The sequence below is a fragment of the Streptomyces sp. NPDC056600 genome (assembly GCF_042792855.1).
GTDB lineage: Bacteria > Actinomycetota > Actinomycetes > Streptomycetales > Streptomycetaceae > Streptomyces.
Map to the genome: position 1 here is coordinate 1 of NZ_JBHTVQ010000069.1, position 18,555 is coordinate 18,555.

The 18,555-nt window shown below is 75.9% G+C and carries 11 protein-coding genes; 5 read left to right on the plus strand and 6 right to left on the minus strand.

The genetic code is table 11. The annotated features are described in order from the left end of the window. Nucleotides 1-75: 75 nt before the first annotated feature. The 4 genes from ACFRAV_RS26760 to ACFRAV_RS26775 all read left to right on the plus strand — a co-directional run bounded on the left by ACFRAV_RS26760 (nt 76) and on the right by ACFRAV_RS26775 (nt 7,266). Nucleotides 76-702, plus strand: a complete 627-nt coding sequence (locus tag ACFRAV_RS26760; protein ID WP_351114004.1) for a YigZ family protein — start codon at nt 76-78, stop codon at nt 700-702. Nucleotides 703-1,540: 838 nt separating this feature from the next. Continuing rightward, nucleotides 1,541-2,923, plus strand: coding sequence for a lipase family protein (locus ACFRAV_RS26765; protein WP_382558927.1), 1,383 nt, complete (start codon nt 1,541-1,543; stop codon nt 2,921-2,923). Nucleotides 2,924-3,088: 165 nt separating this feature from the next. Continuing rightward, nucleotides 3,089-4,252, plus strand: a complete 1,164-nt coding sequence (locus ACFRAV_RS26770; RefSeq protein ID WP_382558929.1) for an exonuclease SbcCD subunit D — start codon at nt 3,089-3,091, stop codon at nt 4,250-4,252. Then, nucleotides 4,249-7,266, plus strand: a complete 3,018-nt coding sequence (locus ACFRAV_RS26775) for an AAA family ATPase (RefSeq protein WP_382558931.1) — start codon at nt 4,249-4,251, stop codon at nt 7,264-7,266. The genes ACFRAV_RS26770 and ACFRAV_RS26775 overlap by 4 nt, the downstream gene beginning before the upstream one ends. Nucleotides 7,267-7,374: 108 nt before the next feature. On the opposite strand, the gene ACFRAV_RS26780 is transcribed toward ACFRAV_RS26775, so the two are convergent. Further along, nucleotides 7,375-7,833, minus strand: a complete 459-nt coding sequence (locus ACFRAV_RS26780) for an Lrp/AsnC family transcriptional regulator (RefSeq protein WP_382558933.1) — start codon at nt 7,831-7,833, stop codon at nt 7,375-7,377. 136 nt (nt 7,834-7,969) lie between these two features. Between ACFRAV_RS26780 and ACFRAV_RS26785 the strand changes: the two genes are divergently transcribed. Continuing rightward, nucleotides 7,970-8,500, plus strand: a complete 531-nt coding sequence (locus ACFRAV_RS26785) for a rhodanese-like domain-containing protein (protein ID WP_382558935.1) — start codon at nt 7,970-7,972, stop codon at nt 8,498-8,500. A 52-nt stretch (nt 8,501-8,552) separates the two neighbouring features. On the opposite strand, the gene ACFRAV_RS26790 is transcribed toward ACFRAV_RS26785, so the two are convergent. From ACFRAV_RS26790 to ACFRAV_RS26810, 5 genes are all read right to left on the minus strand, one after another. Further along, on the minus strand, nt 8,553-10,241 hold the full coding sequence (locus ACFRAV_RS26790; protein ID WP_382558937.1) for a DUF885 domain-containing protein: 1,689 nt from the start codon (nt 10,239-10,241) through the stop codon (nt 8,553-8,555). A gap of 71 nt (nt 10,242-10,312) precedes the next feature. Beyond that, nucleotides 10,313-11,626 carry a GNAT family N-acetyltransferase gene (locus ACFRAV_RS26795; RefSeq protein ID WP_382558939.1) on the minus strand — a complete coding sequence of 438 codons (1,314 nt, stop codon included), beginning with the start codon at nt 11,624-11,626 and terminating at the stop codon, nt 10,313-10,315. A gap of 87 nt (nt 11,627-11,713) precedes the next feature. Further along, on the minus strand, nt 11,714-14,440 hold the full coding sequence (locus tag ACFRAV_RS26800) for a DUF6493 family protein (protein WP_382558941.1): 2,727 nt from the start codon (nt 14,438-14,440) through the stop codon (nt 11,714-11,716). Next, complete coding sequence (locus ACFRAV_RS26805) at nt 14,437-17,094, minus strand: DUF6493 family protein (protein ID WP_382558943.1); 2,658 nt, start codon at nt 17,092-17,094, stop codon at nt 14,437-14,439. The genes ACFRAV_RS26800 and ACFRAV_RS26805 overlap by 4 nt, the downstream gene beginning before the upstream one ends. Next, on the minus strand, nt 17,091-18,449 hold the full coding sequence (locus ACFRAV_RS26810; protein ID WP_382558945.1) for an SWIM zinc finger family protein: 1,359 nt from the start codon (nt 18,447-18,449) through the stop codon (nt 17,091-17,093). Before ACFRAV_RS26810 ends, ACFRAV_RS26805 begins: the two co-directional genes overlap by 4 nt. Between the last annotated feature and the right edge of the window lie 106 nt (nt 18,450-18,555).

The window sequence follows — 18,555 nt, forward strand, 5'->3', positions numbered from 1 at the left end:
GTTTCCGCGCCCCCCCCCCGGGGCCCCCCGCCCGGGGGGGGGGGGGCCCCGCGGCGCACCGCATAGGCTGGGCGGATGCCGGACGAGTACCGCACAGTGGCCCGCGCGGGCGTGCACGAGACCGAGATCAACCGCTCCCGCTTCCTGTGCAGCCTCGCCCCGGCGGCCACCGAGGAGGACGCGCAGGCGTTCGTCGCCGCCGTCCGCAAGGAGCACGCGGACGCCACGCACAACTGCTTCGCCTACGTGATCGGCGCCGACGCCTCCGTGCAGAAGGCGTCCGACGACGGCGAACCGGGCGGCACCGCCGGCGTGCCGATGCTGCAGATGCTGATGCGCCGCGAGATGCGCTACGTCGTGGCCGTGGTGACCCGGTACTACGGCGGCGTCAAGCTGGGCGCGGGCGGCCTCATCCGCGCCTACGGCGGCGCGGTCGGCGAGGCCCTCGACGCCCTGGGGACGCTCACCCGGCGGCGCTTCCGGGTGGCCACGGTGACCGTGGACCACCAGCGGGCCGGGAAGGTCGAGAACGACCTGCGGTCCACCGGGCGCGAGGTGCGCGACGTGCGCTACGGGGAGCGGGTGGAGATCGAGATCGGTCTGCCCGACGCCGAGGTGCCCGCCTTCGAGGCGTGGCTGGCCGACGCCACCGCCGGTACCGCCCGCCTCGAACTCGGCGGAGAGGCGTACGGCGACGCCTGACCGCGCGGGGCGGCCACCGCCGTCCCGTCCGCGTGTCGACGGTGCTCCCCGACCGCACCACGTGGTGCTCGCAGGTCCGGCGCCTTTCCCCCGACCGGCGGAACGCGGGCCGCCCCGCTCGCCCCGCTCCGCCTCGCGCTCTTGGACGGTCACGGACAGCCCCCGCCAGCGCCCAGGCGTTGTGCGACACCCACCCCGCGCCCGGGCCCGTGGTGCGTTGCGCCCGGCGGCGTCCGCCGCACACTGCGCCTCCAGCGATCCGTCCACGTCAGGCAAGGGTCACCGCCCGCCCCGGCAGACCATGCCTCCCGCGACACGCGCGCCTGGGCGCTGCGGCCTGTCCCGTGCCCGGGCCTGCCGCGCCTTCGGGCCGCCGGCGCCCACAGTGGATGGTGCCTCCCGCGACCCGTCCGGGTCAGGCGGGGCCATCGTCCGACCCCGGCGGACCCGCGATCCGTCCCCGGCAGGCGGTGCCCCGACCACGGCAGGTCATGCCTTCCGCGACCCCGCCGCGTCGGGCGGGACCACCGCCACCACCGCCCACGCCGCCGTGCGCGGGCGGCGCCTCTCGCCCCGCTCCCCGACCCGCGGCAAGCCGTTCCCGCGGTCCACGGGGGCGGCTTGCCGGGGACGCGCGCCGCCTCCGCCCTGCGGGGGCGCCCACCCGCCGCCCCGCCCGGTCGGCACCAACCCCGCCGTTCACCTCCGTGGGGTCCGCGCCCACAGCGCTCGCGCACATGTCTTGTCACCACATGAGCCACGCCTTACTCTCCGGTAAGTAACCGCCGGTAACCCGGGCGACCTGTGCGCCCTCCGTCGACGAGCAGGAGTGAGCCGCGTGGAAAGATTCCGCACCGCAGACCGGCCCCAGGCCGCCCCCGAGGCCCCGCGGCGCGCCCCCGCACGGCGGCTGCTCGCCGCCTCGCTGGTGGCCCTGGCCTGCGTGGGGGCGCAGACCGCGGTCGCCCAGGCGGCGCCCGCCGCGCCGTCGGAGGCGCCCGCCGCGCAGGCGGGGTCCGACTTCTACACCCCGCCCGCGACCCTGCCCGCGCAGAACGGCGCGCTGGTGCGCACCGAGCCGCTGCCGCTGGCCATCAGCCTGCCGACCCTCGGCGGCCCGTTCCCCGGCAAGGCCACCCGGCTGATGTACCGGTCCACGGACTCCGCCGGGCAGCCCGTCGCGGTGACCGGCGCCTACGTCGAGCCCACCGCCCAGTGGCGCGGCGGCGGCGCGCGGCCGCTGGTGGCCGTGGCGCCCGGCACCATGGGGCAGGGCGACGAGTGCGCCGCCTCCAAGGGACTCCAGTACCCGATCCTGCTGGAGGGCGATTCCCTCTCCGTCGGCTACGAGGACCTGTCGATCTACCGGCTGCTCGCCTCCGGCGTCGCCGTCGTCGTCACCGACTACGTCGGACTCGGCGCGACGGACCGGCTGCACACCTACGTCAACCGTGCCGACGGCGCGCACGCGGTGCTGGACGCGGTCCGGGCGGCCCGCTCGCTGCCCGGCACCTCGCTGACGTCCGAGTCGCGGATCGGCCTCTACGGCTACAGCCAGGGCGGCGGCGCCACCGCGGCCGCGGCCGAGCTCGCCGCCTCCTACGCCCCGGACGTGCGACCGTCCGGCACCTACGCCGGAGCCCCGCCGGCCGACCTGACCGAGACCGTCAAGGGCATCGACGGGAGCGCCCTGACCGGCGCCCTCGGCTGGTCGCTCAACGGCTTCCTCCAGGCCTACCCCGACCTGCGTCCGATCGCCGACGCCCACCTCAACGACAAGGGGCGCGCCGCGCTCGAGGACCTGTCCGGCATGTGCATCGGCGACTCGCTCCTCGGCTACGGGTTCCGTCGCAGTTCCTCCTGGACCAAGGACGGCAGCTCCCTCTCGCAGATCGTGGAGCGCGAGCCCCGCATCCGGGAGGTGCTCGACGAGCAGCGCATCGGCGACCGCAAGCCCTCCGGGCCGGTGCGGGTGGCCACCGGCGTCCAGGACGACATCGTGCCGCACCGGCAGTCCCGGCAGATGGCGGTCGACTGGTGCCGCAAGGGCGGCAACGTCACCTACAAGGCGATCGTCCTGCCCAACCTCGGCGACAAGATCCTCACCAACCACATGGTGCCGTTGCTCACCGACCAGGGCGACGCCGTGGACTGGCTGAAGGACCGGCTCGAGGGGAAGGCGGCGGTCTCGAACTGCTGGAGCATGCCGGTCCAGCCCTGACGGCCCGTCGGTGAGCCGCCCGGGAGCTTCGAAAATCTCCCGGGCGGCAGCCGGTCCCGTCACGCACACCGGTCAAGAACCGGCACGCGACCGCGAATTGGTTCAATCAGGGCAAAACGCCACCAAGTCCCGTGTTGTCCGTGGCCCCCGTTAAGGTCGGTGGGCATGAGGCTGCTGCACACGTCGGACTGGCATCTCGGCCGGTCGTTCCACCGGGTGAACATGCTCGGCGCCCAGTCGGCGTTCGTCGACCACCTGCTCGCCGCCGTGCGCGAGCACCAGGCCGACGCGGTGGTCGTCTCGGGGGACGTCTACGACCGTGCGGTGCCGCCGCTGGCCGCCGTGGAGCTGTTCGACGACGCGCTGCACCGGCTCGCGGACCTCGGCGTGCCGACCGTGATGATCTCCGGCAACCACGACTCCGCCCGCCGCCTCGGCGTCGGCGCCGGGCTGATCGACCGGGCCGGCATCCACCTGCGCACCGACGCCGCCTCGGCCGGCATCCCGGTGCTCCTCCCGGACGCCTTCGGCGAGGTCGCCTTCTACGGGCTGCCGTACCTCGAACCGGCCTTGGTGAAGGAGGAGTTCGGAGTCGACAGGGCAGGACACGAGGCGGTGCTGGGGGCCGCCATGGACCGGGTCCGCGCCGACCTCGCCGGCCGGCCCGCCGGGACCCGCTCGGTCGTCCTGGCGCACGCCTTCGTCACCGGCGGCAAGGGCAGTGACAGCGAGCGCGACATCACCGTCGGCGGCGTCGCCTCGGTCTCCGCCTCCGTCTTCGACGGCGTCGACTACGTCGCCCTCGGTCACCTGCACGGCTGCCAGACCCTCACCGAACGGATCCGCTACTCCGGCTCGCCGCTCCCGTACTCCTTCTCCGAGGCCGACCACCGCAAGACCATGTGGCTGGTGGACCTCGACGCCCACGGCGGCGTGAGCGCCGAGCGGATCGACTGCCCGGTGCCCCGGGCCCTCGCCCGGATACGCGGCCCGCTGGAGCAGCTGCTGGAGGACCCCGGGCTGACCCGGCACGAGGACGCCTGGGTCGAGGCCACCCTCACCGACCCGGTGCGCCCGGCCGAACCCATGGCCCGCCTGTGCGAGCGCTTCCCGCACGCCCTCAGCCTGGCCTTCGAGCCCGAACGCGCCCCCGAGGAGGCCGGCGTCTCCTACGCCCGCCGCCTCGCCGGTCGCACCGACCAGCAGGTCGCCGAGGACTTCGTGGCCCATGTCCGGGGCGCGGGCCCCGACGACGACGAGCGCGCCGTGCTCCGCGACGCCTTCGACGCCGTGCGCGCCGACGCCGCCGTCAAGGAGGTCGCCCGATGAGGCTCCACCGGCTCGAGATGACCGCCTTCGGCCCGTTCGGCTCGACGCAGACCGTCGACTTCGACGAACTCGCGGCGGCCGGCCTCTTCCTGCTGCACGGCCCGACCGGCGCCGGCAAGACCTCCGTGCTGGACGCCGTCTGCTACGCGCTCTACGGCAAGGTGCCCGGTGCCCGCGAGAGCGGCCACAGCGGTGCCCAGGGCTCCGCCCTGCGCAGCGACCACGCGGACCCGGAGGTCCCCACCAAGGTCGTGCTGGAGCTGACCGTCGCCGGCCGCCGCCTGGAGATCACCCGGCAGCCCGCCTGGCTCCGCCCGAAGAAACGCGGAAAGGGCACCACCCCGGAGAAGGCGCAGAGCCTGCTGCGCGAGCACGACGCCGCGGCCGGCGCCTGGAAGAGCACCGGCAGCCGCTCCCACCAGGAGATAGGGGAGGAGCTCACCCAGCTTCTCGGCATGAGCCGGGACCAGTTCTGCCAGGTGGTCCTGCTGCCGCAGGGCGACTTCGCCCGGTTCCTGCGCGCCGACGCCGAGGCCCGGGGCAAGCTGCTCGGCAAGCTCTTCGCCACGGAGCGGTTCGGTGAGGTCGAGAAGCGCCTCGCCGAACGCCGCCGCGCCACCGAGACCCGGGTGAAGGAGGCGGACGCGGACCTCCTCGCCCGCGCCCACCGCATGCAGCAGGCAGCCGGCGACGCCATGGACCTGCCCGCCCTCGCCCCCGGGGACCCCGGTCTCGCCGCGACCGTGCTGGCCGAGGCCGCCGTCGCCCGGTCCACCGCCCGCGAACAGCTCGACGTCGCCCGCGCCGCGCTCGACGCCGCCGAGGCGCACCGCGCGGAGACCGGGCGGAGGGCCGCCGAGGTACGCGAACTCGCCCGGCTGCAGGCCCGGTTCGCCGACGCGCGGGCGCGCGCCGACCACCTGGAGGAGGGCTCCGCGGTCTGCCGGGAGGCGGAGCGGGTGATGGAGCGGTCCCGCAAGGCGGAGGCCGTGGCGCCCGCCCTCGACCTGCGCCGCGCCGCGGAAGCCGAGCACCGCCGGGCGACCGCCGCCGAACAGCGGGCCCGCGCCCTGCTCCCCGCCGAGCGCGCCGGGGACGGGGCCGCCGGACTGGCCGCCGCCGCCCGCCGCGCCGCCGAGGAACTGGGCGGCCTGGAGTCCGCCCGCCGCGCCGAGCACCGCCTGCACGACCTGACCGCCGAACGCGACCGGCTGGACCGGCAGGAGCGGGACGACGAGGAGGCCCTCCAGGAGGCCGAGGAGTGGCTGGCCGGCTGGGAGGAGACCCGCGCCGCCCTCCAGGCCCGGACCGAGGCCGCCCAGGAGGCCGCCACCCGGGCCGAACAGCTCGCCGCACGGCAGGAACCCGCCCGCCGACGGCTGGACGCCGCCCGCGAGCGGGACCGGCTCACCGCCGAGACGGGGACCGCCCACGCGCGGGCGGCCGCCGCCCGGGACAGCGCGGCGGCCGCCCACGAGCACTGGAACACCCTGCGCGAACAGCGGCTGGACGGCATCGCCGCCGAACTCGCCGCCGCCCTGCGCGACGGCGAACCCTGCGCCGTCTGCGGCTCCCCGGAGCACCCCGCCCCGGCCGGCAGGTCCGCCGGCCACGTCGACCGGGCCGCCGAGGAGGCCGCCCGCGCCGATCACCGGCGTCTCCAGGAGGAGGCCGAGCGCGCCGAGCGGCTCCACGCGGGACTGCGGGAGTCGCTGGCCGCCGCCGTCGCCGAGGCCGGTGAGGACGGCACCGAGGACCTCGCCCGCGAGCTGGCCGAGCTCACCGAGCGGTACCGTCGCGAACACCTCGCCGCGGGCGACCTCCACCCGGCCCGCGAGGAACTGCGCCGCGCCGAGCAGGAGCACGCCCGCCGCACCGCCGACCGGCAGGAGGCCGCCGTCCGCGCCGCCGCCCGTGTCGGCCACCGCGAACGCCTCGACCAGGAACGCGCCACGTTGGAGCAGGAGCTCGCCGAGGCGCGCGGCGCCGCCTCGACCGTCGCCGCCCGCGCCGCCCAGCTGGAGCGCGCGGCCACCCTGCTCGACGAGGCCGCCGAGGCGGCCCGCGCCGCCGAGGACGCCGCCCACCGGCTCAAGGACGCCGACGCCCGGCTCGCCGACGCCGCCTACCGGGCCCGATTCGAGACTCCGCAGGCCGCCGCCGACGCCCTGCTCGACGCGGCGGAACACCGCGCCCTGCAGCGCCGGATCGACGCCTGGCGCAACGAGTACGCGGCGGTCCGCGCCGTCCTCTCCGAGGAGGAGACCGCCGCCGCGGACCGGCTCCCGCCCGCCGACCCGGCCGCCGTCGAGACCGAGCTCGCCGCCGTCACCCGCCGCGCCCGCGAGGCCGCCTCCGCCTACGACGCCGCCGAGCGGCGCTGCGACGACCTGGACAGGCTCTCCGCCGAGGCCGCCCACGCCGCCCGCGCGCTCGCCCCGCTGCGCGCCGAGCACGACAAGGTGGCCCGGATGGCCGGCCTGGCCGCCGGCACCTCCGCCGACAACGAGCGCAAGATGCGCCTGGAGTCCTACGTGCTGGCCGCCCGCCTGGAACAGGTCGCCGCGGCGGCCACCACCAGGCTGCTCAGGATGTCCGGCGGCCGCTACACGCTCGTCCACTCCGACGGCCGCTCCGGCCGGGGCCGCAGCGGCCTCGGCCTGCACGTGGTCGACGCCTGGACCGGCCGGGAGCGGGACACCGCCACCCTCTCCGGGGGCGAGACCTTCTTCGCCTCCCTCGCCCTCGCGCTGGGCCTGGCCGACGTGGTCACCGACGAGGCGGGCGGCGTCCGGCTCGACACCCTCTTCATCGACGAGGGCTTCGGCAGCCTCGACGACCAGACACTCGACGAGGTCCTCGACGTCCTCGACTCCCTGCGCGAGCGCGACCGCAGCGTGGGCATCGTCAGCCACGTCGCCGACCTCAAGCGCCGGGTGCACGCCCAGCTCGAGGTGGTGAAGGGACGGCAGGGCTCGCGGCTGCGGCAGCGCGGGGTGCCCGGCCGGGACTGAGACAGGGACCGGGGCTGAGCCCGGAACCGGGACCGGGCTGGACCGAGACCGGCGCACCGGGACAGCAGCCGGGGCCGGGACAGCGGCCGACCTCGTGGAGGCCGGCCGTCAGCCGGCGATCGCCCGGCGGGGGAGCGGCGAGGAGTACACCACGCTGGTCGTCACCGAGCCGAGCCCGCCGATCCGCCCCGTGACCTCCTCCAGGTGCCGCATCGAGCGCGCGGTCACCTTGAGGACGAAGCAGTCCGCCCCGGTGACGTGATGCGCCTCCACAATCTCCGGGGTGACGGCCACCAGGTCGTGGAACGGCTTGTAGTTCCCCGTCGGGTAGCGCAGCCGGACGAAGGCGAGGATCGGCAGACCCAGCCGTTCCGGGTCGAGGACGGCGGAGTAGCCCTGGATCACCCCGGCCTCCTCCAGCCGCCGCACCCGCTCGGTGACGGCGCTGGCCGACATCGAGACGGCCCGCGCAAGCTCCGTGAAACTGGCCCGGCCGTCGCGCTGAAGGACCTCGAGAATGCGCAGGTCCGTGGAGTCCGGCAGGTACGCCGGGGAATGCGTGGTCATGCGCGGAGCATGCCGGGGATTTCCCGGCCGATCAAGCCGCCTGCCGTGGAAGAAGTGTTCTCGCGGACGCACGCCGGGCCTAGATTCTTCGGTGTCGGGAGTCGACGACGCCCGCCAGGAACCGAAGGGACCCCTCATGACCGCGATCACCACAGGCGCCGCCCCCACCACGACCGCGGCCTCCGCCACGAAGGCCAACCCCGTCCTGCGGGTGCCGCCGGCGGCACCCGCCGAGGCTGCCGCCTACTTCTCGGCGAGCCTCGCCTTCCACGCCGACGTCTCCGACGTGGCCGCCGCCCTCGCCGAGGCCGTTCCGGGCGGCGACCCGGGCTTCGTGGTGATCGACACCCGCTCCACCGAGTCCTGGGACCAGGGACACGTCCCCGGCGCGCTGCACCTGCCCACCGCGCAGATCCCGCAGCTGGCGGCGCGGCTGCTCGACCCGGCCGTCCCGGTGGTCACCTACTGCTGGGGCCCCGGCTGCAACGGCGCCACCCGCGCCGCGCTGGCCCTCTCCCTGCTCGGCTACCGGGTCAAGGAGATGCTGGGCGGCTTCGAGTACTGGGCCCGCGAGGGCTTCGCCTACGAGACCGCCGAGGGCGGCGAGCGCCGGGACCCCGACCCGCTCACCGCCCCCGTGGTCGCGGACGCCGACTGCGGCTGCTGACAGGAGGTCCGGCACCGTCAGGAGCGGCGTCGGGGTGGCGTCGGGAGCGCCGTCAGAGCTGGGAGAGCTCGTCCACCAGGTCGTCCAGCCCCAGCGAGCCCTGCGACAGCGCCGCCATGTGCCAGGCCTTGAGGTCGAAGGCGTCGCCGTGCCGCTCACGGGCCTTCTCACGGCCCAGCAGCCAGGCGCGTTCGCCCAGCTTGTAGCCGATGGCCTGGCCGGGCATCGACAGGTAGCGGATCAGCTCGCTCTCGACGAAGTCCGCCGGACGGCTGCTGTGCGCGCCGAAGAACTCCTCGGCCAGAGCGGGCGTCCAGCGCTCGCCCGGGTGGAAGGGGGAGTCCGCCGGGATCTCCAGCTCCAGGTGCATGCCGATGTCCACGATGACCCGTGCCGCACGCATCATCTGGGCGTCCAGGTAGCCGAGCCGCTCCTCCGGGTCCCCCAGGAAGCCCAGCTCGTCCATCAGCCGCTCCGCGTACAGCGCCCAGCCCTCCATGTTGGCGCTGACCCCGCCCGTCGAGGCCTGGTACCGGGAGAGGTCCTTGGCGACGTAGGTCCACTGCGCGAGCTGCAGGTGATGGCCCGGCACCCCCTCGTGGTACCAGGTGGAGACCAGGTCGTAGACCGGGAAGCGGGTCTGCCCCATGGTGGGCAGCCAGGTGCGGCCCGGCCGGGAGAAGTCCTCGGACGGGTTGGTGTAGTAGGGGGCGGCGGCGCCACCGGGCGGGGCGATGCGCGACTCCACCCGCTTCACCGGCTCGGCGAGGTCGAAGTGCGTCCCGTCCAGGTCCGCCACGGCGCGGTCCATGAGGTCCTGGAGCCAGGCCTGGACCTCCTCGACGCCGATGTGCCGGCCGTGCTCGTCCAGGTGGGCCAGCGCGACCCAGGGGGTCGCCGCGCCGGGCAGGATCAGCTCGGACGCGGCCCTCATCTCGCCCAGGATCCGGTGGTACTCGGACCAGCCGTAGGCGTACGCCTCGTCCAGGTCCAGATCCGTGCCGTTGAAGTACCGGGCCCAGCGGGCGTAGCGCTCCCGGCCCACGGTGTCCGGGGCGCCGGCGACGGCCGGGGCGTACACGTCCCGCATCCAGTCGCGCAGCTCCGCCAGGGCGGCGGTGGCGCCGCGGGCCGCCTCGTCCAGCTCCCCGCGGAGCTTCTCGGGGCCGTCGGCGGCGAAGTCCTCGAACCAGCCCCGGCCGGTGCCGTTCGGGTCCGCCCACTCGGCGAGCTGCTCGACGAACGTGGCGGTGGGCCGCGGCCCGGCGTACAGCTTCCGCTCCAGGCCCAGCGCCAGCGACTCCCGGTACCCGGCCAGCGCGGCGGGCACCGCGCGCAGCCGCTCGGCGATCGCCGCCCAGTCCGCCTCCGTGTCGGCGGGGGTGACGGTGAAGACCTCACGGACCGCGTGGGCCGGGCTGTGGATGTTGCTGACCACCCGCAGGCCTTCCTGGGCCTCGTGGACGGCCAGTTCGGCGGTCAGCCGCTCCCGCAGCAGCCGGGCGCAGCGCCGCTCGATGCCGGAGTCGGCGCCGGGCCGTCGTTCGGCCTCCTCCAGCCGCGCCAGGGTGGCCCGCTGGAGCTCGGCCATGGCCTCCTGGCCGGCCGGCGAGAGGTCGGGGAGCCTGTTCGAGCACGCGTCGACGCCGAGGTAGGTGCCGGTGATCGGGTCGAGGGCGATCAGGTCGTCGACGTAGGCGTCGGCGACCTGGCGGGGCAGCGGGTTGGTGATGTCTGACATGGGCCCATCCTTTCGCAGGAGGAGGGCCCACGTCAGCTCTGTTTGTGCGCCCCGCGGGTCCGCCGTGGTACTCAGTCCGAGGTGGTGGCGTGCTGGGACAGGTCGGGCCGCGCCGGCTCCACCCGGGCCGTGATCACCAGGGTGCCCTCCTCGACCTGGTACTCCAGCGGCAGGTCCAGGCCGCGCATCGCCGCCAGCATGCCCGTGTTGGAGGCCTGGGTCACCGCGTAGACGGCCTCGCTGCCCGCCTCGGCGGCCATCCGCACCAGCCGGTACAGCAGCTCGCCGCCGAGACCGCGCCGCTGCCAGGAGTCCTCGACCAGCAGCGCGACCTCGGTCTCGTCGCCGTCCCACATGAGGTGCCCGAGCCCGACGACATGGCCGCGGCCGGTCTCGACGACCAGCGTGCGGCCGAAGTTCGGGCTGAGCAGGTGGCGCAGGTAGCGGTCCGCGTCCGCCACCGGACCGTGGTAGCGCTGCCGCAGGGTCTCCTGGGAGCAGCGCTCGTGCAGCGCCTTGGTCGCCTCCAGGTCACGCGGGCCGGCGCGGCGGATGGTGATGCGGCCCGCGCCGGGCAGCGCCAGCAGGTCCTCCGACTGCGGGATCCGAGGGCCGAGGCGGTCGTCCAGCTCCACCAGGGCGCGGGCCCGGGCGAACTCGGCCGGGGTGAAGGGCAGATGGGCACGCTCGACGGTGATGGCGCCGCCGTCCGGGGCGCGCAGCCGTATCACCGTGGCGCACTCCTCGTCGATTCCGGTCGTCCCCGTCGTGCCGTCACCGCTCGCGCCGTGCGGGCGGACCTGCGCGACCGGGACCTGACGGATCGTGCAGCGGCCCAGCAACTGGCGCAGTGCGAGGGGGAGTTCGGCGGGGTCGAGGGCGGTGCGGGTGGCCAGGGCGACCGCGCGGGTGGGCGCGTCCACCAGGTCGTGGGCGTCCCCGCGTTCCGTCCAGACGTCCCAGCCGCCGGCCTGCTCGACCTGCGTGGAGAGCTCGGAGCCGGTGAGACCGGCGGGGGCCCGCAGGAGGAACTCGTCCACCACGCCGTCGGCCAGCGGGTGGGTCTGGAGGCTCACGATGTCCACCCCGAGTCCGGCCAGCCGGGTGCAGAGCGCGGCCAGGGAACCCGGCTCGTCACGCACCGTGGCCCGCATCCGCCACAGGGCGGCGGGGGCCGAGGCATCCAGCAGCTCGTGACCGGCCTGCCCGGTCCGGCGTCCCGTGGAGGACGACGGCCGGGCGCCGGTATCGGTATCACTCGACGGGGGTGCGCCGTCGTGGCGTCCTGACCACCATGCCTTCAGGCCGGCCGGCGCCAGGCGCAGCCAGGACGGGGCGGGACGTTCGTTGTTCGCGCGGTGCTCCGCGGTCATGTTCCGATGCATGACTCCACGGTGAGGGTTGGGTGTTGCGTGATCACGAACGGATTGTGACCGCCCGGTTAAGCGCGCTTCTGTCCGCTATGGGGGATCTCACACGAAGGCCTCCGCGGACCGGGAACCGTCGACCGCGGACGGGTCCGTGCTCGTGGCCGTCGCCGCCCGCAGCCGGCGGGCCTGCCCGACCAGGCGGGAGGACCCGCCGCGCTCCGCCACCGCGTCCACACCCCGTACCGGCGCGGCGTCCGGCGCGCCGATCCGCTCCGCGCAGTCGGCGGCGACCGCCAGCAGGTCGCCGAGGGCACGGGTGTTCACCGGCTCGGCCGCCTCCAGCAGTGGCGGCAGCACGTATCGCAGCACCGACCACGTGGTGCGTCCGGCGCCGCCGTCGGCCGCGGTGCGCAGGGCCTCCGCGAGCCGGGAGGGCACCACCGTGCCGGACAGCACCAGTGCCGCCAGGTCGGCCCCCGTCGCCTCCGCGTCCAGGTCGCCCCGCGCGGCGAGCAGCAGCAGGGCGTCCACGGCCGGCAGACGGTCCTCGGCGGACCGGGCGAACATCCCGTAGGCGACCGACAGACGCAGCGCCGGCCCCGGACCGCCGCCCGACTCCGCCAGCCTCGGCAGCAGCCCGGTGTCGGCCGGGCCGTCCCGGTACACGGAGGCCGACAACGTGCGCAGGGTACGCGCCGCCACCAGCTCGCGGTGGCCCGGCAGCAGGGCGGGCCAGTACGCCTCGAGGCCGGTGCCGCGGGCCGGACAGTACGTGCGGTCGCACCCCTGCGCGCCGACCGGCATGCCCAGCCCGCGGAAGCCCCGCGGAAGGCGCCGCAACGCGGGCGCCTCCGCGTACTCGACCCCGATGAGGTCGCCCGCCGGCACCGTCCGGCCCTGCGGAAGCCCGGGACCGCCCGCGTCCAGCCACTGGGCCAGCCGCTCGCCCTCCGGAGTGCCCAGGGCGCGGGCCCGCCCGGCCGCCGCCGCGCGGGCCGCGGGGTCGGTGAGCCGCAGACGCAGCAGCGCCTGGGCGAAGTCGTTCTCCCCGACGCGTGCCTCCAGCCGCCGGTACTCCTCCAGCCCACCGACGAGTTCCGCGGGCTCCAGCGAGCCGTCGTCCCAGGTCGGAGTGGACAGCAGGAAGGGCTGCGGATCGGTGCGCAGCCGATGGGCCGCCTCCCACAGCCGGATCTGGAAGGCGCGCGCCAGGTGTCCGTGCACGCAGGTGTACTCAGGGCCCGCGTTCATCACCGCCGAGTGCAGCGCGGAAAGCTTCACGGCGAAGTGCAGCGACGCCAGGAGGAGATCGACACCGTGCTCGATGCCGAAGGCGCCGGGGAAGTGGTGGGTGAAGCGGCTGTGGCCCCACATGCCGTCCCGGGGCGAGCGCCCGCCGCCGGACCACCACCGGGTGGCGACCACCGGCTCGAGCGCCCCGAGCAGCGCCTCGCGGTCCCGGTGCGCCCAGCGCACCAGACCGTCCAGGGTCCGCTCGAAAGCGGCGACGTCCCCGGCGGCCCGCCCGCCGGAAGCCAGCAGAACGCCGGTCTCCTCGGCCACCTCCGCGGCGGTGGCCGGAGGCGGAGCCAGACGTCGCGGTGCGCGCACCGGCGGCAGGGCCTCGACGTAGGGCTCGACCACGGCGTCGGCCCCGGCGCCCAGGCCGAGCACCCGCAGCAGTCGCTCACGCGGGGCGGCGGGCAGCGACGCGGCGTCCGCCGCCAGCGCCTCGCGGACCTCGCCCCCGCCGGGCGGCGGAGGCAGATGCCGCGCGATCAGGGCCAGGGCGCGGTCGCGCAGGGCCGCGTCCTGGTGGCCGAGGACCGGACCGAGGCAGGCCAGCAGCTCGCCCGCCGCCCCCGGACGCCCGGACAGATATCTGCCGATCAGCGTCAACTGGGCGCGCACCAGCTTCTTCTCCGGGCGGAACAGCACCGCCGCCGAGATCTCCGCGAGAGCGCCCGCGGGAAGCGTGCCGTCCAGCGCCAGCTCGCCGAGCACCGTCCGGGCGTGAGCGGCCACGGTGGACGGCCCGTCGGCAGCCAGCGCCCGCCAGTCGGCGACCCGCTCGCGCCGCTCCCGGGCGGTGAGTTCGAGTCCGATCAACAGGTGCTGGAAGAACCGCAGATCGCCCGCCCTTCCACCGCGCAGCAGCCGGGACAGACAGCCGTCGATCATCACCTCCCTGGGCAGCAGCCCTTCGCCGGTGAGCGCCAGGAGGGCGCCGGACCACGCGCCGGACCCGTCCAGCAGCAGACCCATGTCCTCGATCTCGAAGAGCGCGCCCACCATCGACCGCAGGTCCCCGTCGCCGCGCAGGCGTTCCAGCAGGGTGCCGTCCTCGGCCCGCACCGCCCGGGTACGGTGGCGGACCCAGCCGGTCACGTAGCCCTCGGTCACCGGTGGCGGGGAGTCGGCCAGCCGGACCAGGCCGGACATCAGCTCGAAGGACACCGCGGCCGACGAGGGCCGGGCCGCGAGACGCCCCGCCAGATCGGCCAGCCAGTCGGCTCCCCGGTCCTCCACCAGCCGCAGCACCGTCGGTGCCGTCACGGTGCTCCCGGCCCCGAACCGCAGGTCCGGGCCGGTGAGCCACGAGGCGACGGCGGCCGCTCCCCGCATGCACGCCACCCCCGCCGCCAGCAGCGGCGGGTAGGCGGTCCGCGAGGCGCCGGCCCACGGGTCACGTCGCAGTTCCGCGCGCAGCCCCCGCAACTCCGGTACGACCGACCGGCGTTCCGCGGCCGACAGGCCCTCCAGCAGGTCCAGCGTGCGCACCGTGTCGCCGGCGCGGATCGCCGCGACCGGCTCGCCTCCCGTGGTCATCGGACCGCCTCCCCGCTCAGTGCCGCCCGCAGCCGTCGCGCCTCCAGCACCAGCCGGGAGGAGCCGGAGCGGTCGGCGACCCGGTCCAGACCGGGCACCGCCCCCGTGGAGCCCGTCCGCTCCGCGCACTCCGCGGCCATGCCCAGCAGGTCGCCCAGTCCCCGGGCCGGCTCCACGCCCTCGGCCAGCAGCGCCGGCAGCGCGTGCCGGAGCACCCCGCCGACGGTGGCGGACGCCCCGGTGGCGGCGGCCGTGCGCAGCGAGTCGGCGAGCCGTGTCGCCTTGACCGCGCCGAGCGTCACCAGTTCGCCGAGGTCGGCCCCCAGACGTTCCGGGTCGAGCTGCCCGCGTGCCGCCAGCACCAGCAGGGCGTCCACGGAGGCCAGCCGGTCCTCGGGATGACGGGAGCCGAGCCCGTAGGCCACGCACAGGTGGGTGGCCGGACCGGCGGGCCCGCCGGACTCCGCAAGCTGGGGCAGCACCGCCGCGCCGCGCCGCTGGTCCTGCACGGCGGAGGCGATCGCGTCGTGCACCAGCCGTACCGCGAGCAGTTCGCGGTCCTCGGGGAGCATGGCGAGCAGGTGCGGCCGGGCACCGTCCTCGAAGTGGTAGCACCAGAAGCGCTGTACGTCGGCGGGCACCGGCTCGCCCAGACGTGCGAAGGCGCCGGGGAAGTCCTTCAGCAGCGCGGGGCACTCGCCCAGTCCCGGCCGCACCCGCCGGTCGACCGTCCGCCGTTCGGGTGTCGCGGGGAGGGGATCGGACGCGGTCAACCAGCGGGCCAGGTGCTCGCCCTCCGGGGTCACCAGCGTCGCCGCGCGCGCGGCCGCCGCCTCGGCCGCCGGCCGGTCCGCGCGGCGTACCCGCAGGAGCGCCTGGGCGAAGTCGTTCCGCAGCGGGACGACCCCCGCGGCGGAGTACAGCTCCAGCCGGTCCACCAGCTCCGAAGGATCGACGGACCCGGTGCTCCAGGTGGGCGTGGACAGCAGGAAGGGCGGGACCGAACCGGCCCGCATCCGGTGGGCGACCTCCCTGACCCGTGCGTCGAGGGCCAGGCACAGCGGGCTGTGGGCACAGTGCCTGGCGGGGGCGGTGCCGTGCGTGCCCGGTCGCAGCACCTCCTCGGAGACCTGGCCCGTCGACGCGGCGAGCAGCATCTCGACGAGATGCCGGGCGTCGCAGTAGGCGACGTCGACGGCGAAGTAGCGCTCGGGCGTCCTCCAGCTGTCCGGTGCCGCGTCGTACCACTCGGTGCGGGCGAGGACCGGGGCCAAGGCGTCCAGCAGCGCGGCACGGTCCCGGTGGGCGAGGCGGACCAAGCCGTCCAGCACCCGCTCGAAGGACGCCACGTCGGCATCGCGCCGGGCCAGCAACGCGCCGGTCTCCTCGACCAGTTCGGCCGGCGAGGAAGGGGCCGGAGCGAGGCGGGCGGGGGCGGGCACCGGCGGCAGCGTCTCCTCGTAGGCCTCCGGTGTCTCGTCGCGCGCCTCCAGGCCCAGCGCCGTCAGCGCACGGACGCGCAGCGCCGGGGACAACTGGGCGGCCGCGTGGCCCAGTTCCCCGCGCGCCTCCTCGTCGGTCACCTTGTCCAGGTGTCGTTCCAGCAGCCGGAGCGCCCGCTCCTGCGCGTCGGCGTCCGGCTGCCCGAAGGCATGGGAGAGGCCCGGTAGCAGGAGGTTCGCCGCGTCCGGCCGGGCGGACAGCACCTTGCCGAGCAGGACGAGCTGGGCGCGGACCAGCTTCTTCTCCGGCCGGAAGAACACCGAGGCCGACAGGTCCGCCAGTTCCTGGTCGGGGAGGTCCCCGGCCAAGGCCAGTTCGCCCAGCACCGCCTGGGCGTGGGCGGCGACCGTCGGGATCCCGTCCGCGGCCAGCGCCGACCAGTCGGCGGTCCGCGCCCGGCGTTCCTCCCCGGTGAGTTCCAGCGCGGTCAGCAGGTTGTGGAACACCCGCTGGTCGGCGGCCGGGCCGCCGCGCAGCAGCCGAGCCACGCAGTCCTCCACCATCGCCCGCCGCTCCAGGACGCCCTCGGCGGTGAGCCGCGCCAGCACGGTGACCCAGCTGTCCCCGTCGTCGGCGGAGTACAGGTTCGCCATCGCGCGGCCCGCGTCGGCCGTGGCGAAGAGGCCGGCGGTCATCGCCGCGAGGTGCCGTGTGGCGCGGATGCGTGCGTCGACGCCGTCCCGCTTCGTCCAGGCGCCGTTGACGTGCTGGATCCAGGCGTGCACGGACGCCTCGGTGACCGGTGGCGGACAGTCGGCCAGCCGTGCCAGCCCGTCGAGCAGGGCGTGGTCGACGCCGGCGGCGACCGGGCGCGCGGCGACCCGGCGGGCCACGTCGGCGAGCCACTGCGGCTCCCGGTCCCGCAGCGCCCCCAGCAACAGGCCGACCGGGGCCGCCGCCCACCGGAAGTCGGCCGCGGTGAGCCATGTCGCGACCGCCGCCGCCCCGGTCAGGGAGGCCGCCCCGGCCAGATGGAGGGCCGGATACACCTGCCGCTGCCGGCCCCATTCCTGGCGGAGCTCCTTGCGCAGCCGCTCCCACTCCGGGACCAGCTCGCCCGCGTGCATCGCCGCCAGCAGAGCGGCCGCACGGTCGGTCGCGCCCTCGCGCACCGCCGCGCACACCTCGTGCTCCGTCGTCGCCTTCGTCACGACCGCCCCTCCCGTCGCGCCATCCGGACCGCCAGCGCGTGCTTGCAGGGCCCGCGTCCGCCCCGGTACTTCGCCCACCACAGGCAGGTGCACGTCAGCGCACCGTTCTCCTCGCGCACCCGGTGCCGGTGGCCGTCCTCGGCGGTGACCGTGCCGGTCGCGCCGTCCAGGACGACCGCGCCCGCCGCCAGCAGCGCCCGGGCGTCCCGCAGCCGCGGGTTGTGCCGCTCCACCCGGCCGGCGTCGTACGGCAGCTCACGGTGGAAGTAGGCGGCCTCGGCCGGGTCGTAGCCCACCCGCCCGGAGGTGCCGAGCCGCACCAGGGCGGCGCGCACACGCTCGGCGGTCAGGCCGGAGGCGGCCGCCAGGTCGGCGACGTCGATCCGCGGCTCCCACGCCAGCAGCACGGATATCAGCTCCGCGTCCTCGGCGGCGTCGCCCGAGGCCAGCGCGTCGAGGACACCGCCCTCTCCGGAGAAGCCGCGGGAGGCGTCCGGCGACAGGGTCAGGGTGAGCCGCATGCCCGGCAGCACCGCCTCCCAGGCGCTCGCGGCGGCGTCCGTGCCGGACACGGCGGGCCCGTAGACCCGCAGCGCGGTCGCGTGGCGCAGCACCCGCTGCAGGGCGGCCAGCCGCTCCGGCCCCGGAAGGCACACGGCGCCCGGCACCGGCCTGGTGGTCGGCCGCAGCCCCCGCCCCGCGGGCACCACCCAGGAGGCACCGCCCCGGCCCCGGCCGCGCGGCAGCGACCGCAGGAACCGGACCGCCTCGGCGGCCGGCAGTTCCGCCCGCAGCTCGAAACCGGCCGCGACCACCTGCGACTCCGCGAAGCCGCGCAGCCAGCGGTCCGGCAGCGGGACCTTCTTCTCGACGACCGGGCCGTCCGTCGTCGTCACCGTCAACTCGTCCGGACCCACTCGCAGATGGACCGGGTCGAGGGCGCCCACCCGCGAAAGAGCCTCCCGCAGCGGGTTGTTGACGTCGACGTTGGTGGTGCCGTGACCGACATCCCCGCCGTCCAGGCCGTCGTCGAGGACGTCGAGGCGGGCGTACACGCCGCAGCAGCCGGAGAAGGACTCGAAGCGGAGCCGGTCGCCGTTGCCCGTCACCACCGGGTCGAGCGAGGCGCGCGCCTGGGGCTGGTGGTAGCGGGCCGCCGCCACGTCGGCCACCGCCAACAGACCCGCGGAGGCCGCCTGGGGGTGCGTGAGGAAGCCGGAGAAGAAGCCGGGGTGGTCCTGGACACCTGTGGGCGTCGCGCCCCGGGAGGTCTCCAGTCCCAGGAGCCGTCCCTCCGCGGTGGAGCGCAGCGCGGAGGGACGCGCATAGGCCACGGCCTGCAGTGATCGCGTCATGGGAGGACCGTAGAGGCGACCACCGACAACTGCCCTGACGGCCTTCCGCGGTCGGGCTTCCGGCCGCCGAAGGGACCGGCGAGGCCGGAGAGGCCGGAGGGTCGCC

What these genes read in the sequence shown, in the direction of transcription:
- ACFRAV_RS26760 (WP_351114004.1), top strand. Translation starts at nt 76, where the DNA reads ATGCCGGACGAGTACCGCACAGTGGCCCGCGCGGGCGTGCACGAGACC.
- ACFRAV_RS26770 (WP_382558929.1), top strand. Translation starts at nt 3,089, where the DNA reads ATGAGGCTGCTGCACACGTCGGACTGGCATCTCGGCCGGTCGTTCCAC.
- ACFRAV_RS26775 (WP_382558931.1), top strand. Translation starts at nt 4,249, where the DNA reads ATGAGGCTCCACCGGCTCGAGATGACCGCCTTCGGCCCGTTCGGCTCG.
- ACFRAV_RS26780 (WP_382558933.1), bottom strand. Translation starts at nt 7,833, where the DNA reads ATGACCACGCATTCCCCGGCGTACCTGCCGGACTCCACGGACCTGCGC.
- ACFRAV_RS26785 (WP_382558935.1), top strand. Translation starts at nt 7,970, where the DNA reads ATGACCGCGATCACCACAGGCGCCGCCCCCACCACGACCGCGGCCTCC.
- ACFRAV_RS26790 (WP_382558937.1), bottom strand. Translation starts at nt 10,241, where the DNA reads ATGTCAGACATCACCAACCCGCTGCCCCGCCAGGTCGCCGACGCCTAC.
- ACFRAV_RS26795 (WP_382558939.1), bottom strand. Translation starts at nt 11,626, where the DNA reads ATGCATCGGAACATGACCGCGGAGCACCGCGCGAACAACGAACGTCCC.
- ACFRAV_RS26800 (WP_382558941.1), bottom strand. Translation starts at nt 14,440, where the DNA reads ATGACCACGGGAGGCGAGCCGGTCGCGGCGATCCGCGCCGGCGACACG.
- ACFRAV_RS26810 (WP_382558945.1), bottom strand. Translation starts at nt 18,449, where the DNA reads ATGACGCGATCACTGCAGGCCGTGGCCTATGCGCGTCCCTCCGCGCTG.